Below are 14,587 nucleotides of genomic sequence, written 5' to 3'. Positions count from 1 at the left end.
GTCAGGGGCACGTGGTGGACGTGCCAGCGAACCCAGGTGCGTCCACCACACCATCCGAGCCCTCGGCCCTGATTATTGGATTATCGGTAATGACAATCTTGTAATTGGTTCGGACAGATACGGACATTCCGGCACTACATCATAATGACAGTTCTTGTGCATAAGGCGTCAGGATGGTGTGGGCGAGGAGCGACCGAGTCAGCCATCAAGGCTGCGGCGACCTCGACGGCGAACGGTGCCGCCGGCACGTCGACTGGACGCCTACGCCTTCGGGTCCGGTACGCGCGGGCGGGTGGAGCTGACCCTCCTCGGGCAGCGGCTGCGCGCGGGCCGACGCCGGTGGAGCCCGGGCGCCTTCAGCCTCGACTGCCGGAGGGCGCTAGCGCAAACAGGTTTGCTGTGGAAACCTGTTGGCATGACTGCTGAATCAGTGCCCGCCGGCGGCGATCCAAGCCGGCTGTTGTCGGAGGTGCGGGGCCTCGCCCGCCGGGTGCGGGTCGACCAGCGGGTGACCTGGTTCGCGCTGCTGGTGTTGGCCGCGGTGACCTTCGTCGGGATCCCGTTCGACTGGTATTTCGTCGTCTTCCACTGCGTAGGCGACGGCACCGCGTGCCAGTTCTCGCGTCAAGGCGTGCTGTACTACTGGCCGCCGGCGCTGCTGCTGGCGTACGCGGCGATCGCCGTCTGCTATGTACGGGTCGCCCGGGCACGGGGGCTGGGCGCCAGGGTGACGCCGTACGCGCTCACCGGCGTCGCGCTGACCGTCCTGTTCACCGCCGCCTGGGTGGCGGCACGCCTGTACTTCCCGACCCACCCGCACCAGTTCCCGTACTGGGTGCTCGTGCTGGACCGGCTGATCGCACCGTGGGGCACGATCGGGGTGGCACTGCTGGTGCTGGCCCGGTTGGAACGCAACGTAAGGCTGCTGGTGTTCACCCTGGGCTACCTGACGGTGGTGCTGGTGCCGATCGACTTCGGCTGGCACTGGGGCGCATTCCGCGCGTCGTTCCTGCCGCAGCAGATCATCAACGGCACCGTGCTGCTGCTGGGCGCGATCGGCTTCGCGCTGGCCGGGCGGCGGCGCCGGTGACCACCGAGGCCGGGGCCCCGGACCCGTACGAGCCAGCCAGCCACCCGGTCACCGGGCTGGACGAGGTGGTGCACCAGCGGGTGCGGCTGGGCATTCTCACGATCGCGCACGAGGCGCGCCGGGCGGAGTTCGGCTACCTGCGCACGCAGCTGGACCTGACCGCCGGGAACCTCTCCAAGCACCTGAGCGTGCTGGAGGCTGCCGGGCTGATCGAGGTCGAGAAGGGCTACGCCGGAAAGCGCGGCCGGACCTGGATCACGCTCACCGCTGCCGGCGACACCGCGCTCGCCGATCAGATCGCGCGGCTCAAGCTGCTCATCGCCCGCGTCGAGACCACCGACACCCGGGAGGAGCGAAGACCACCGGACTGACCCGTCGACACCTGTTCGCCAGCCGCGTTCGCCACCGGGGTCGCCGTGCCGCTCGGCGGCGCCGGCAGATTGCCGCGTGGTCCCATGTGCTTCGGTGTGGATGACAGAGGCGGGTCAGACCGGGTCGCGGCCGTGCCGGGCCCGGGCCTGCGCGACCTCGGCGGCCTGTCGTTCCCGCCAGCGTCGCTGGGCCTGCTGGTTGCAGATCCGGCACACCCGCCGGTAGCGGCCGGTCGCCTCGTCGACCTCCCGGTCGTGCCCGTTGCGGCACCGGTCGCCGCGCCGGCGGGTGCGGCAGTTCTCCGCCCGGCTCACCTGGCGCAGGTGGGTGGGCTCGATGCAGTCCGGCACGCCGCACCGCTGGTCGACGTCCAGGTCGGGGTCGTAGCCGCCGACGAACACCACGTACGCGGCGATGTGCGCCCACGCCCGTCCGGCCAGTTTCTGGTGGCTGCCGCGCCGGTCGCCGTATCCGCGCACGATCAGGCAGCCGTCGTCGCGGCGGGCCGATCGGCTGACCAGGTAGGCGCGCAGGCGCTCCTCGGTGAAGTGGCGGGACAGGCCCTTGACCTGCGACAGCATGCCGCCAGGGTAGGGAACGTACGGCAACGCGACGCGGGCGGCCCCGCTGAGCGGGGCCGCCTACGACGCCGTGCCGTCACCGTTGGGTACGGTCCTCGATCTCGGTGCCGGACTCCTCGGGAAGGGCCCCGATCGCCTGCTCGGCGGCCCGGCCGCCGGTGCTCTCGTCGCCCAGGTTCAGGTCACTGCGGGGCATGCCCTCCACCCCGGAGGCCGTGCCGGTCCCGTCCGGTGGGCCGGCGGTGCGGGAGTCCCCGGTACGGCCCCGCGTCACGCCGCGGTCGTCGATGCTGCGGTGCGCGGTCTCGCCCGGCAGGTGGTTGGCTCGGGACTTCGCCACGCGGTTGATGTCGTCGCTCATGTCGCCTCCCGTGTGGTGGCTGTCGAAACTGGTCGGCAGCGCCGGTCAGTGGTCGGTGCCCGAACGTCCCGGTCTCGGTGTGCCCGCGCGGGACGCCGCCGTCTGCGCGGCCGGACCGCCTACGGACTCGCGTCGCCCCACGCCCCGGCCGTGGTATGTGCCCTCGTCCGTGCCGGGGTCGCCCGGATCGGCCAAACTGGTGTCGATCGGCCCGCCGGTCGGCTCGGCCAGGCCGGCCCGGCGCAGCGCGGCGACAAGGTCGTCGTGTGGCATCCGGTCGCTGTCCGGGATCCCGGCGGCGTACGCGATGGCCCGCAGCGTCGCCAGGTCTTCATCCACGAAAGAATCGGCCATGCCGGTGCGTTCCCGGGCCTCGGCACGGGAAACCCGCCGGCGCCGGTTCGTCCCGTCCCCGGGGCGGCAGACGCCCCGGATCAGTCGCGCGGGAGCGGGGCCGGGCCGGTCGAGTCGCGTACGACCAGGGTCTGGCCGGTGGGCCGGCGGCGCGGACGGTTCGTGCGGGGCTTGAGGGCGAGACCGAGCGCCATGCGCCCCATCTGCGTCATGGGCAGGCGTACCGTGGTGAGGCTCGGCGCGAGGTCGGCGGCGACCGACACGTCGTCGAAGCCGACCACCGACATCCGTTCGGGCACCGGCACGCGGTGGGCCCGCAGGGCGGACAGGACGCCGATCGCCATCGCGTCGTTGAGGGCGATGATCGCCGTGCTCTCCGGGTGTTCGCGCAGGATCCGCTCGGCCGCGACCCGGCCACCGTCGCGGGTGAAGTCGCTGTGCACCACGGGCAGCTCGTCGAGGGTGAGCCCGTGTTCGGCGAGCGCGGCGGCCACGCCGGCGAGCCGGTCGGTCACCGTGGTCAGTCCGGGGGTCCCGGCGGCGACGGCGATCCGTCGGTGTCCGAGCCCCAGCAGATGCGTGCCGATCGCCCGGCCGCCGGCCTCGTTGTCGGGCAGGACGGCGTCGACGCCCAGGGTGTGCCGGCCGATGACGGCGACCCGACCGCCGCCGCGCTGGTACGCGGCGAGTTCGGTGCGCGCCTCGGTCTCCACGCGCTGGTCGTCGTAGCCGGACCCGGCGATCAGGATGATTCCGACGCGCTGGGCGATGAGGTGGCGCAGTTGGCGCAGCTCGTGGTCGGGGTCGCGGCCGGAGTGGGCGATCTGGACCAGCAGCCCTTCCGCGGCGGCGAGTTCGATCACCCCGCCGGCGATCTCGGAGAAGTACGGGTCGTCGATCTGGTGGACGATCAGGCCGACGGTGGAGCTGGCCCCGCCGGCGAGGGTGCGGGCGTACGGGTTGGCGACGTATCCCAGCTCGCGGGAGACCTGCCGGACGCGGTCGGCGACCTCCTCGCTGACGCCCTCCCGGCCAGCCAGGGCGCGCGAGGCGGTGGCCAGCGAGACGCCGGCGCGTTCCGCCACGTCGACGAGGCGCAGCCGGGGACCGGGTCTGGGCATCCTTGACTCCCTCGGAAACATTGATCCGCACCGCGCTCTTGCCTGTGGCGGAAGGCACAGCATAGGCTACGAAAGCGCTTACGTAAGCGCTTTCGTAGCCTCGGCACCGCCGCTGCCTGATCGCCGTACGGCGAGCCTCACCTCGGCCGTACGGCGGCCAGCGGTCCTGTTCAGACGTATCTCCCGACGCCAATGCGATCGAGCACGGCCCCGCGCCTGGCCACGTAAGCGCTTTCGTCAGCGGCCACCACCGCGTACCGACGAATGGAGCACCTCCCGATGAGAAGAAGCAGACGGGCCGCCGTCGCGGCCGCCACACTGCTGGGCCTGGCCCTGACCGCCGGGGCGAGCCCCGCCCGCGCCGACCGGCCCGGCCCGCACGACGTCCACCCGGCACTGTGGTCGCACCTGGTCGCCTTCTACGACTTCGACCACCCGGTGCCCGGCGACGCCGCGCTCGAACGCGACCTGGGCCGGTCCGGCACCGAGATCGAACTGATCAACGGGGGCACGGCCATGCGGGTGCCCGACCACGCGTACAAGGGCAGCGGCAACGCGCTGCAGACCCGGCAGGTCAACCCGGAGGTCGCCGGCAACGACGACTGGAAGGCCGGGACCTGGTCGTCCAGCGGCGTACGGACGCTGCGTGCGTTCAACGGCGCCGAGGGCGCGACCGTGATGGGCTGGTTCAAGCGGGAGATGGACGGGCCGGCGCTCAACTCCACCACCGCCAACCCGACCGACCGGTACAACGCGATCGGCCTGGCCGGCGTGCTGACCGGCGACTCCGACGGCCACGCCGTACGGGCCCTGCTCGAACTCATCGACGTCAACGGGGAGCTGCGGCTGGTCGCCCTGGGCCGGCGCCTCGACGGCGGGGCCTCGCAGACGTTCGCCGCGAGTGAGGACTGGCGGACCCTGCTGCCGAAGGGGAAGTGGGTGCACCTCGCCGCCACCTACGACTTCACCACCGGCACCATGGCGCTCTACCGCGACGGCGAGCCGGTCGACGGCTTCTACACCGTCGCCGGCGACCCGTGGCGGGTCTCCGGACCCGGCCCGCACGTCACCAGCGCCACCGACCCGCGCGGCATCAAGATCGGCGGGAGCTTCCCGCAGAACACCCTCGAGCGCAACCCGTGCGACTGCCGCATGGACGGACTCATGTTCCTCGACAGTGTGATCCCGGCGGGCGACATCGCCAAGCAGTACCGCTACATGGCCCGCTGACCGTTGCTCGGCACCGTCCCACCGAGAAGGAGAACCCGCGTGTTCATACGCGCTGGCAGCACCGGCAGGCTCCGCAGAGCCGCGCTGACGGCCGGAGTCACAGCCGCCACCCTCGTCCTGTCCACCCTGGTCGCCGCGCCCGCCCGGGCCGCCGGGGCGATCTACGACCCGATTTCCGAGACACCGGACCAGTCCCGGCTGGGTCTGGTGTTGCAGGAGTACGCCAGCTTCCCGCAGTCGGACCCGAACCCGGCGCCGGTCGACCAGCGGCTGATGCGCAAGGCCCGGATCAACACCATCAGCGAGCTGCCCGACGGCTCCGGCCGCCGGGCCGTGCCGGACCTCAACGGCAACCTGTACCTGGTCGAGAACGGCGTGCCGCACGTCTACCTGGACGTGGCGGCCACGTTCGCGCCGCAGTTCTTCTCCGGCCGCGGCCTCGGCCAGGGCTTCGGGTACGTCGCGTTCCACCCGGACTTCGCGCGCAACGGCCGCTTCTACACCATCCACACCGAGCAGGCGTCGCTCGCCACCAGGACGCCGGACTACGCCCAGCCGAGCACCATCTACCAGGGCGTCATCACCGAGTGGACGGCCACCGACCCGGCCGCCGACACCTTCGCCGGGACGCACCGGGAGCTGCTGCGCATCGGCTTCGGTGGCCAGATCCACGGCATCCAGGAGATCAACTTCAACCCGACCGCGAAGCCGCACGACCGGGACTACGGGATGCTCTACCTGGCCGTCGGCGACGGCGGCCAGGGCTACCGCAACGGCGACCCGCAGGACATGGGCCTGCCGCACGGCAAGCTGCTGCGCATCGACCCGCGCGGCACCAACTCGGCCAACGGCCGGTACGGGATCCCGGCCGACAACCCGTTCGTCGGGCAGTCCGGTGCGCTCGGCGAGATCTACGCGGTGGGCTTCCGCGACCCGCACCGGTTCAGTTGGGACCGGGCCACCGGCCGGATGTTCCTGGGCCACATCGGCGAGCACGCCGTCGAGGCGATCTACGAGGTCCGGGCCGGGGACAACTTCGGCTGGAGCGAGCGCGAGGGCTCGTGGGTCTTCGACAAGGCGGCCACCAAGCCCTGTGACAAGCTCTACCCGCTGCCGGCCGACGACGCGAAGTACGGCTACACGTACCCGGTGGCCGCGTACGACCACGACCCGGCCCCGGGCTGGAACTGCACCTCGGACGTCGGCGTCGCGGTGGCGGGCGGGTTCGTCTATCGCGGCAGGGCGCTGCCGGCGCTGAAGGGCAAGTACGTCTTCGGTGACCTGGTCGACGGTCGGGTCCTCTACACCGAGGCGAACGAGATGCGCCGCGGCGAAGGGCTCGCCCCGATCCACCGCCTCGCCCTGTACACCACCGCTGGCGAGCTGGTGCGGATGCAGGACCTCTCCGGGCCCGGCGCGCCCGGCGACCCGAACCGGGTCGACCTGCGCTTCGGCACCGACGCGGCCGGTGAGCTCTACATCGTGGCCAAGGCCAATGCGAAGATCTGGAAGGTGGTCGGCACCAGGACGGTCGCGGAGGGCGATGTGGGCAGGACCAAGGTGGTCCACACCGGCGGCGCGACGAACTGGGCGCCGGTGACCCCGTCGAAGTGGCGCTTCGACGGTGACGAGGTGATCCTCGCCGAGGAGGGCGTGAGCCGCCCCGGCCCGCGCCGGCCGTTCGAGTACGCCGTTCTGACCAAGGGCCCGGCCTGGTCGTCGGTGCAGATCGACGCCCGGGTACGCCTCGACACACCGGTCGAGATCACCAACCGTGACGTGATCGTCGTCTTCGGCTGGCAGTCGGACACGCAGTACTACTACGCGCACCTGTCCACCGACAACTCGATCTACCCGCACAACGGCATCTTCAAGGTCAACAACGCCGACCGGGAGCGGATCGACCAGCAGTGGAACGGACGCTCCCGCGGCGCGAACCCGGCGATCACCGACGCCGACTGGCACAAGGTGCGGGTCGTGCACCTGCCCGCCACCGGTGAGATCGCCGTCTACGTCGACGGGCACAAGGATCCGCTGCTGACCGCGAAGGACACCACCTTCGCCTCCGGTCGGGTGGGCTTCGGCTCGTTCGACAACATCGGCCGTACCCGTCTGTTCACGGTGACGGGCACGCCGGCCGCCTGACGGGCACGCAACGCGGTGGGGCGGCGGCGCGGAGGCCGCCGCCCCACCGCGTTCGACCGAAGCGGGTGCGGTGGCGACGGATGCGTACGACCGCGACGGGACCATCGTTGATGCCGTCACCGGTACCCTCAGTCCATGATCGAAAAGGTGAGGGTCGCCGTCGTCGGGGTGGGCAACAACACGTCGGCGCTGGTGCAGGGGATCTCCTTCTATCGCGACACCGGCAGCCTGGTGGGCATTCACCGGCCGGAGATCTCTGGACTGGGAGTCGGCGACATCGACGTCGTCGCGGCCTTCGCCATCTCCGACGCCAAGGTGGGTGAGGACCTCCACGAGGCGATCTTCCTGCCGCCCAACAACTTTCCCCGTCTTGACGCGGAACTGCCGCCTTCGGACGTGACAGTGCAGCGCGGCCTCGTGGACTCGACGGAGATCGAGCGGGTCGCGCACGCCCTGAAGGACGCCGAGGTGCTGCTCTACTCGGCGCCGAGCGGCAGGCCGGAGACCGCTCAGGCGTACGCCGAGGCGGCCCTGACGGCGGGGGTGGCGTTCATCAACACGACGTCGGACGCGATTGCCCGGGAACCCTCATGGCTCGGGCGTTTCGAGGAGGCTGGCCTGCCGTTACTCGGCGATGACCTGGCCAGCCAGTTCGGCACCTCCGTGGTGCATCACACCCTGCTGCGGTTGCTCGAGGAGCGTGGCCTCACCCTGGCCAGTTCCTATCAGGTCAATCTGGGGGGCACCGAGGATTTCCGTAACCTGGTCGAGAACTCCAACACCAAGAAGCAGTCCAAACTGAACGCCCTGGGGTCGGACAAGGTTCAGCTGGCTCCTCTCGGTTACCTTCCGCAGTTGGGATCCGAGAAGATCGCCCACCTGAACATCGAGGCGCAGGGCTGGGGCGGAACCGCGGTAAGCCTGGATGTGCGGTTGAAGGTGCACGACCCCAGTGGCGCCGCCGGCGTCAACATCGACCTGATCCGCATCGCCGCCACGGCTCTGCGGTCGGGGCGCGGCGGCTACCCGGCCGAGGCGGCGTCGCTGCTGAAATCCCCGCCCGGGACGGCGATCTGACGACCCGACGAGCGGATGCCGGCCGGGCAGCGATCCGGCATTTGACAGCCGACGGCAGGCACCCGACCGGCGCCCAGCCGGCCTGCCAGCACGGCACCGGCCTCGGTCAACCACCGCGCCGGGTAGTGCAGTGCCGCGTCGACCGATCCGGCGAGCTCCACCAGGGACACCGCCGCCACCGATCCGGGGACCGGCCCCGTGACCTGCCCGGCGGCCACTCCGACGCGGGCTCCGCCAGCCCCGGCCGCCAGCAGCGACCCGACGACCTTGCCGGTCAGCGAGGTCTCGTCGAACCGTCCCTCACCGGTGAGCAGCACGTCCGCGCCGGCGAGCGCGTCCGCCAGCCCGACCAGCGCGGCGATGGTCGTCGCGCCCGGGACGATCCGCGCACCCCACAGCGCGGCCAGGCCGTACGCGGTGCCGCCCGCCGCGCCGGCTCCCGATTCGGCGGGGTCACCGCCGGCCAGGCCGGCGAGCCGGCGCAGCGCCGCGTCCAACAGCGTCACGTCAGCCGGGGCCGCGCCCTTCTGCGGCCCGTACACGGTGGCGGCGCCGGCCGGGCCGGTCAGCGGCGCGGTCACGTCGACCAGCACCTGCACCCCGCCGGGCGGCGCCGGGAGCAGGTCGGTGACGTCGATCTCGGCCAGGTCGGTCAGCGCGGCACCGCCGAGCGGCAGCTCCCGGCCCTGCACGTCACGCAGCCGCAGGCCGAGGGCGCGCAGCGCGCCGGTGCCGCCGTCGGTCGACGCGGAACCGCCGAGGCCGATGACGAGACGGGTCGCGCCGGCGTCGAGAGCGGCTCGGGCGACCATGCCGAGCCCGTAGGTGTGGGCGCCCAGCGGATCCGGCGCGGCCATCAGCGGCAGGCCGCTGGACTGGGCGAGTTCCAGCACGGCCCCGCCGTCGGGCAACAGCAGCCAGGCTGCGTCGACCGGACGCCCGTCGGGGCCGGGCACGGCCACCGTGCGGCGCTCGGCGCCGGGCAGGGCGGCGGCGAAGGCGTCGACCGTGCCCTCGCCGCCGTCGGCCAGGGGCAGCAGCCGTATGTCGTCGCCGGGCCGGCAGGCGAGCCAACCGTGGGCCAGGGCCCGAGCGGCGTCGTCGGCGGTGATGCTGCCCTTGAACGAGTCCGGCGCGACGACGATACGCATCAGTCGGCCAGCACCAGCCGGACGTAGCGGTCCTTCATGGTCGCGAGGACCTCGTCGGGATCGGTCGCCCACACCTCGGCGTTGAAGATCTCCACCTCGGTGTCGCCCGTGTAGCCGGCCTGCTCGACCGCCCGACGGAACGGCGGGAAATCGATGTGGCCGTCGCCCATCATGCCCCGCCCGAGCAGCACGTCGGCCGGGAGCGGGGTGAGGAAGTCGCACACCTGGAAGCTGGCGATGCGCTGGCCGGCGCGCGAGATCTGCCGCCACACGTCCGGGTCCCACCAGAGGTGGAACGTGTCGACCACGACGCCCACCCGCTCGACCGGGAACTGTTCGGCGAGGTCGAGCGCCTGCCCGAGGGTGGACAGGACGGCCCGGTCGGCGCAGTACATGGGGTGCAGCGGTTCCAGGGCCAGTCGTACGCCGCGCTCGCCCGCGTACGGGGCCAGCTCGGCGAGCGCGTCGGCCACCCGCTGTCGGGCGCCCCGCAGGTCGCGGGAGCCGGGCGGTAGGCCGCCGACGACCATGACCAGGCAGTCCGTACCCAGGCCGGCCGCCTCGTCGATCGCGTGCCGGTTGTCCGCCAGCGCCGCCCGGCCGGCCGCACCGGAGGCGGTGAGGAAGCCGCCGCGGCACAGCGACGACACCCGCAGCCCGGCGTCGGCGACGAGTTTCGCGGCGGCGGCCACCCCGATCTCGGCCACCGGCTCGCGCCACAGCCCGATCGCCGGGATGCCGGCGCGTACGCAGCCCTCGACGGCCTCGCGGACCGACCACGACTCGGTGGTGCGCTGGTTGAGCGACAGCCGCGCCAGGCGCTGGTCGACGGCGCTCATGCCGCCGCTCCGTTTCGCTCCGCGACGGCGCGAGGCGCCGCGCTGCTGAGCCTGATGGTTCGCGCACTCACGCGGCCACCCCCGCGACGGACAGGTAGCGGCGCATCCGCTCGACGGCCAGGTCGGGGTCGAGCAGCAGGCCGGCGGCGTCGGCCAGGCGGAACGTCCGCACCAGGTGCGGCACGCCGCGCCCGCTGTGCAGCCCGCCGACCATGGTGAAGCCGGGCTGGAAGCCGTTGAGCCAGGACAGGAACGCGATGCCGGTCTTGTAGAACTGGGTGGGTGGGGCGAAGACGTGCCGGGACAGCGGCACGGTGGGGTCCAGGATGTCCCGGAAGCCCGCGGTGTCGCCGGCGTCGAGGCGGTGCAGCGCCGCCGACGCGGCCGGGGCGATGGCCGCGAACGCGCCGAGCAGGGCGTGGCTGAACCGCCGGCCGTCGCCGGCGATCAGCTCCGGGTAGTGGTAGTCGTCGCCGGTGTAGACCCGGACGGTGGCCGGCAGCAGTTCGCGCAGCCGGACCTCCCGCTCGGCGTCGAGCAGCGACACCTTCACCCCGTCGATCACGTCGGCGTGGGTGTGCACCAGCGACACGAACGTCTTGGTCGCCGCGTCGAGGTCGGTCGAGCCCCAGTAGCCGGCGAGGGCCGGGTCGAACATGTCACCGAGCCAGTGCAGCACCACCGGCGCGTCGGTCTGCGACAGCACCTGGCCGTAGACGCGCAGGTAGTCGTCCGGGTCGGTCGCGAGGGCGGCGAGCTGCCGGCTGGCCATCACCACCGCGGTCGCGCCGCAGTCCTGCACGAAGGCGACCTGCTCGGCGTACGCGGTGGTGACCTCGTCCAGCCCGGCCGGTACGCCGGTCAGCTGGTCGGTGGCCGCCCCGGCGACGATCCGTCCACCGCAGGCGGCGGCCTCGGCGGCGCTGCGTCGGATCAGTTCCCGGGTGGCGGCCCAGTCCAGCCCCATGCCGCGCTGGGCGGTGTCCATCGCCTCGGCGACGCCGAGCCCCCACGACCACAGGTTGCGCCGTACGCCGAGGGTGGCGTCCCAGTCCAGCCGGGCGGGCTGGCCGGGGGCGTTGTCGGCGTACGGGTCGGCGACCACGTGCGCCGCGGCGTACGCGATCCGGCTGGCCGGCGGGCCGGCGGGCCGCTGCCAGCCGGCCGGCTCCCGCAGCGTCAGCGTCTCGGTGCCGCCGCCCGTGGCGGGCAGGGTGATCCGGGCGGTCACAGGGTGATCTCCTCGATCTCCACCCGGCGTCCCTCCCGCGCCGAGCGCAGCCCGGCCTCGGCGAGCTGCACGCCGCGGGCGCCGGCCAGGAAGTCCCACGGGAACGGCTCGCCGTCGACGACGTGGCGCAGGAACGCCTCCCACTGGACCTTGAAGCCGTTGTCGAAGTCCTCGTTGTCGGGGACGGTCTGCCACTGGCCGCGGAAGTTCTCGGTGGCCGGCAGGTCCGGGTTCCACACCGGCATCGGGGTGGCGCCCCGGTGCTGGATGCGGCACTCGCGCAGCCCGGCCACGGCGCTGCCGTCGGTGCCGTCGACCTGGAACTCGACCAGTTCGTCGCGGTACACCCGCACCGCCCAGGAGGAGTTGATCTGCGCGGTGATGCCGCCGGCCAGCTCGAAGATGCCGTACGCGGCGTCGTCGGCGGTGGCCCGGTAGGTCTGGCCGGTCTCGTCGACCCGCTCGGGGATGTGGGTGGCGATGTGCGCGGTCACCGCGGTCACCGGGGCGAAGATCTGCTCCAGCACGTAGTGCCAGTGCGGGAACATGTCCACGACGATGCCGCCGCCGTCCTCGACGCGGTAGTTCCAGCTCGGCCGCTGCGCGTTCTGCCAGTCGCCCTCGAACACCCAGTAGCCGAACTCGCCGCGCACCGACAGGATGCGGCCGAAGAAGCCGCCGTCGACCAGCCGCTTGAGTTTGCGCAGGCCGGGCAGGAACAGCTTGTCCTGCACGACGCCGTTCTTGACGCCCCGGGCGGCGGCGAGCCGGGCCAGTTCCAGGGAGCCGGTCAGCCCCTCGGCGAGCGGCTTCTCGGTGTAGACGTGTTTGCCGGCCTCGATCGCCGTCCGGATGGCCTTCTCCCGCTGCGCGGTCACCTGCGCGTCGAAGTAGATCTGGTGGGAGTCGTCGGCGAGCGCGGCGTCCAGGTCCGTCGTGTACGACGTCAGCCCGTGCCGGGCGGCGATCTCGGCGAGCTTGGCCTCGTTGCGGCCCACCAGGGTCAGCTCGGGCCAGATGCGGCTGCCGTCGCGGGCGGGCAGGCCGCCCTGCTCGCGGATGGCGAGCAGGGACCGGACGAGGTGTTGGCGGTAGCCCATCCGTCCGGTCACGCCGTTGAGAATGATCCCGATAGACGTGCGCTCCACAGTGTTTCCTTCCCAGGTCCGGTGGTTATTCAGCGGTCGTCGTCGCACCCAGGAGGTCCCGGATGCGTCCCGTGGCGCGCGCGAACGCGGGCTCCGACATCGTCTGGCCGTAGTCACGCTCGACGGGGAGGTCGACGTCGATGACCTCGGCGACGGTGCCGGGTCGAGGGGTCATGACGATCACCCGGTTGGCCAGGTAGACCGCCTCGGCGATGGAATGGGTGACGAGCAGGACGGTGGTGCCGGTCTCCCGCCAGATCCGCCGCAGCTCGACGTTCATCTGCTCGCGGGTGAGGGCGTCGAGGGCCCCGAACGGCTCGTCCATGAGCAGGACCGGGGGGCGGTGCAGCAGCGCGCGGCACAGGGCCACCCGCTGCTGCATCCCGCCGGACAGTTCATTCGGGTACGCGTCCTCGAAGCCGGTCAGGCCGGTCATCGCGATCAGCTCGTCGACCCGCTGGCGGGCCTCGGCCCGGGGCAGGCGCCGCATCTCGGCCTGGAGCAGGATGTTGCGCCGGGCGGTGCGCCATTCCAGCAGCGCGGCGCGCTGGAAGACGTACCCGATGTCGCGCCGCGGCCCCCGTACCTGCTCGCCGTGCAGACGGACCTGGCCGGACGACGGCCGCAGCAGGCCGGACACCAGCTTGAGCAGCGTGGACTTGCCGCAGCCGGAGGCGCCGACGATCGAGACGAACTCACCCGGCTCGATCCGCAGCGAGACCTCGCGCAGCGCGGTGACGTCCTTCTTCTTGGTACGGAAGCGGACCGCGACCTGGTCGATCTCGACCGCGGCGCCGGTCGCCGTGGCGTCCGTGGGTCGCTGCGTGGTGGTGTTGCCGACCGTCATCGGGTTCTCATCCCTTCGGGGCGAAGCTCGCGTCCCAGTACGTCGCCGGGGACTCGGCCTTGCTGATCACGCCGGCCTCGGCGAAGACGTTGATCGTCTTCGTCCAGTCGGACTCGTCGTTGACACCGGGGGCCTGGCCCTTGGTGGCGTCGGTGTGCAGCAGTTGGAGCGTGGCGTTGAACTGTTCGGTGAGCACCTTCTCCGAGGGCAGTTGCTGGGAGGCGCCCTGCATGGCCTCGACCGCGCCGGTCGGGTTGCCCTCGGCGGCCGCCCAGGCCTCGCTGCTGGCCGCGACCATCCGCTTGACCAGGTCCTGCTTGTTCTTGATGGTGTCGGTCGAGGCGAGCAGGCCGTTACTGAAGAAGGTCAGGCCGTGTTCGGCGAACTTGAGGTAGGAGACCGGCTTGCCGGCCTTGTCCTGCATGGTCGGGCCCTGGTCGGTGGCGAAGCCGAGCAGCGCGTCGGTCTTGTCCGACATGACGGCGGCCATCTTGCCGGCCGGGTCGGTGTTCTGCAGGGTCACGTCGCCGTCGCTGAGGCCGTTGGCCTTGAGGAAGGCCGGGAAGGTCTTGCTCAGCGCGTCGCCGGCGGTGGAGGCGATGGTCTTGCCCTTGAGGTCGGCGGGGGAGTTGATGTTCTTGTCGGTGAAGAACTGCACCGACGACGGGGTGGTCTGGAGGAAGACCCCGACGCTCTTGACGTCCATGCCCTGACCGACGGCGGCGAGCAGGGCGGGGGTGTCGGCCCAGCCGAAGTCGGTCTGCCCGGCGGCGGTGGCCTGGATCGTCTTCTGCGAGCCCTGGCCGGCCTGGATGGTCAGGTCGATGCCGTGCTTGGCGAAGATGCCCTGCTTCTTGCCGAAGTAGAACGGCGCGTGCTCGCCGTACGGGTACCAGTTGAGGGTCAGGGTGACCTTGTCCTGGCCCTGGGAGTTCTTGCTCTGCTCGTCGGAGGACGAGCCGCAGGCGGTGGTGGCCAGTATGAGCGCCGGCACGAGCGCGACGGCGAGGGTGCGCAACTTCATGGGACGGGTCTCCTAT

The 14,587-nt window shown here is 71.8% G+C and carries 15 protein-coding genes; 5 read left to right on the top strand and 10 right to left on the bottom strand.

Features of this window, described 5'->3' with window-relative positions; translation table 11 throughout:
• Window positions 1–415 precede the first annotated feature (415 nt).
• On the top strand, window positions 416–1,090 hold the full coding sequence (locus GA0070621_RS11655) for a hypothetical protein (RefSeq protein WP_091194459.1): 675 nt from the start codon (window positions 416–418) through the stop codon (window positions 1,088–1,090).
• Complete coding sequence (locus tag GA0070621_RS11650) at window positions 1,087–1,461, top strand: transcriptional regulator (protein ID WP_091194457.1); 375 nt, start codon at window positions 1,087–1,089, stop codon at window positions 1,459–1,461. The genes GA0070621_RS11655 and GA0070621_RS11650 overlap by 4 nt, the downstream gene beginning before the upstream one ends.
• A gap of 114 nt (window positions 1,462–1,575) precedes the next feature.
• On the opposite strand, the gene GA0070621_RS11645 is transcribed toward GA0070621_RS11650, so the two are convergent.
• The 4 genes from GA0070621_RS11645 to GA0070621_RS11630 all read right to left on the bottom strand — a co-directional run bounded on the left by GA0070621_RS11645 (window position 1,576) and on the right by GA0070621_RS11630 (window position 3,879).
• The gene (locus GA0070621_RS11645) at window positions 1,576–2,043 is read right to left on the bottom strand and encodes an HNH endonuclease (protein ID WP_091194455.1); all 468 of its coding nucleotides are present in this window, start codon (window positions 2,041–2,043) and stop codon (window positions 1,576–1,578) included.
• Window positions 2,044–2,119: 76 nt separating this feature from the next.
• Window positions 2,120–2,404 carry a hypothetical protein gene (locus GA0070621_RS11640; RefSeq protein WP_091194453.1) on the bottom strand — a complete coding sequence of 95 codons (285 nt, stop codon included), beginning with the start codon at window positions 2,402–2,404 and terminating at the stop codon, window positions 2,120–2,122.
• 45 nt (window positions 2,405–2,449) lie between these two features.
• Window positions 2,450–2,743, bottom strand: coding sequence for a hypothetical protein (locus GA0070621_RS11635; RefSeq protein ID WP_167666816.1), 294 nt, complete (start codon window positions 2,741–2,743; stop codon window positions 2,450–2,452).
• Between the two features lie 95 nt (window positions 2,744–2,838).
• A complete protein-coding gene (locus GA0070621_RS11630) occupies window positions 2,839–3,879 on the bottom strand; it encodes a LacI family DNA-binding transcriptional regulator (RefSeq protein WP_091194449.1) in 1,041 nt (346 codons plus the stop codon).
• Window positions 3,880–4,158: 279 nt separating this feature from the next.
• On the opposite strand from GA0070621_RS11630, the gene GA0070621_RS11625 reads away from it, so the two are divergent.
• From GA0070621_RS11625 to GA0070621_RS11615, 3 genes are all read left to right on the top strand, one after another.
• On the top strand, window positions 4,159–5,109 hold the full coding sequence (locus GA0070621_RS11625; RefSeq protein WP_091202279.1) for a LamG-like jellyroll fold domain-containing protein: 951 nt from the start codon (window positions 4,159–4,161) through the stop codon (window positions 5,107–5,109).
• A gap of 39 nt (window positions 5,110–5,148) precedes the next feature.
• Window positions 5,149–7,254 carry a PQQ-dependent sugar dehydrogenase gene (locus GA0070621_RS11620; protein ID WP_091194447.1) on the top strand — a complete coding sequence of 702 codons (2,106 nt, stop codon included), beginning with the start codon at window positions 5,149–5,151 and terminating at the stop codon, window positions 7,252–7,254.
• Between the two features lie 135 nt (window positions 7,255–7,389).
• On the top strand, window positions 7,390–8,331 hold the full coding sequence (locus GA0070621_RS11615; protein ID WP_091194446.1) for an inositol-3-phosphate synthase: 942 nt from the start codon (window positions 7,390–7,392) through the stop codon (window positions 8,329–8,331).
• On the opposite strand, the gene GA0070621_RS11610 is transcribed toward GA0070621_RS11615, so the two are convergent.
• The 6 genes from GA0070621_RS11610 to GA0070621_RS11585 all read right to left on the bottom strand — a co-directional run bounded on the left by GA0070621_RS11610 (window position 8,277) and on the right by GA0070621_RS11585 (window position 14,571).
• Window positions 8,277–9,482 carry a glycerate kinase gene (locus GA0070621_RS11610; RefSeq protein WP_091194444.1) on the bottom strand — a complete coding sequence of 402 codons (1,206 nt, stop codon included), beginning with the start codon at window positions 9,480–9,482 and terminating at the stop codon, window positions 8,277–8,279. The two genes, GA0070621_RS11615 and GA0070621_RS11610, sit on opposite strands and share 55 nt — an antisense overlap.
• Entirely contained in the window at window positions 9,482–10,321 is an 840-nt protein-coding gene (locus tag GA0070621_RS11605) for a sugar phosphate isomerase/epimerase family protein (RefSeq protein ID WP_091194443.1), read from the bottom strand. The genes GA0070621_RS11610 and GA0070621_RS11605 overlap by 1 nt, the downstream gene beginning before the upstream one ends.
• A 67-nt stretch (window positions 10,322–10,388) precedes the next feature.
• On the bottom strand, window positions 10,389–11,552 hold the full coding sequence (locus tag GA0070621_RS11600; protein ID WP_091194441.1) for a dihydrodipicolinate synthase family protein: 1,164 nt from the start codon (window positions 11,550–11,552) through the stop codon (window positions 10,389–10,391).
• The gene (locus GA0070621_RS11595) at window positions 11,549–12,700 is read right to left on the bottom strand and encodes a Gfo/Idh/MocA family protein (protein ID WP_091194439.1); all 1,152 of its coding nucleotides are present in this window, start codon (window positions 12,698–12,700) and stop codon (window positions 11,549–11,551) included. The genes GA0070621_RS11600 and GA0070621_RS11595 overlap by 4 nt, the downstream gene beginning before the upstream one ends.
• Before the next feature lie 25 nt (window positions 12,701–12,725).
• Complete coding sequence (locus tag GA0070621_RS11590; protein WP_091194437.1) at window positions 12,726–13,547, bottom strand: ABC transporter ATP-binding protein; 822 nt, start codon at window positions 13,545–13,547, stop codon at window positions 12,726–12,728.
• A 7-nt stretch (window positions 13,548–13,554) separates the two neighbouring features.
• Window positions 13,555–14,571, bottom strand: coding sequence for an ABC transporter substrate-binding protein (locus GA0070621_RS11585; protein WP_091194436.1), 1,017 nt, complete (start codon window positions 14,569–14,571; stop codon window positions 13,555–13,557).
• Window positions 14,572–14,587 lie beyond the last annotated feature (16 nt).

Origin of the sequence: Micromonospora narathiwatensis, assembly GCF_900089605.1 — a bacterium.
Classification (GTDB): domain Bacteria; phylum Actinomycetota; class Actinomycetes; order Mycobacteriales; family Micromonosporaceae; genus Micromonospora; species Micromonospora narathiwatensis.
This window is presented reverse-complemented; position numbering and strand designations above follow the sequence as displayed.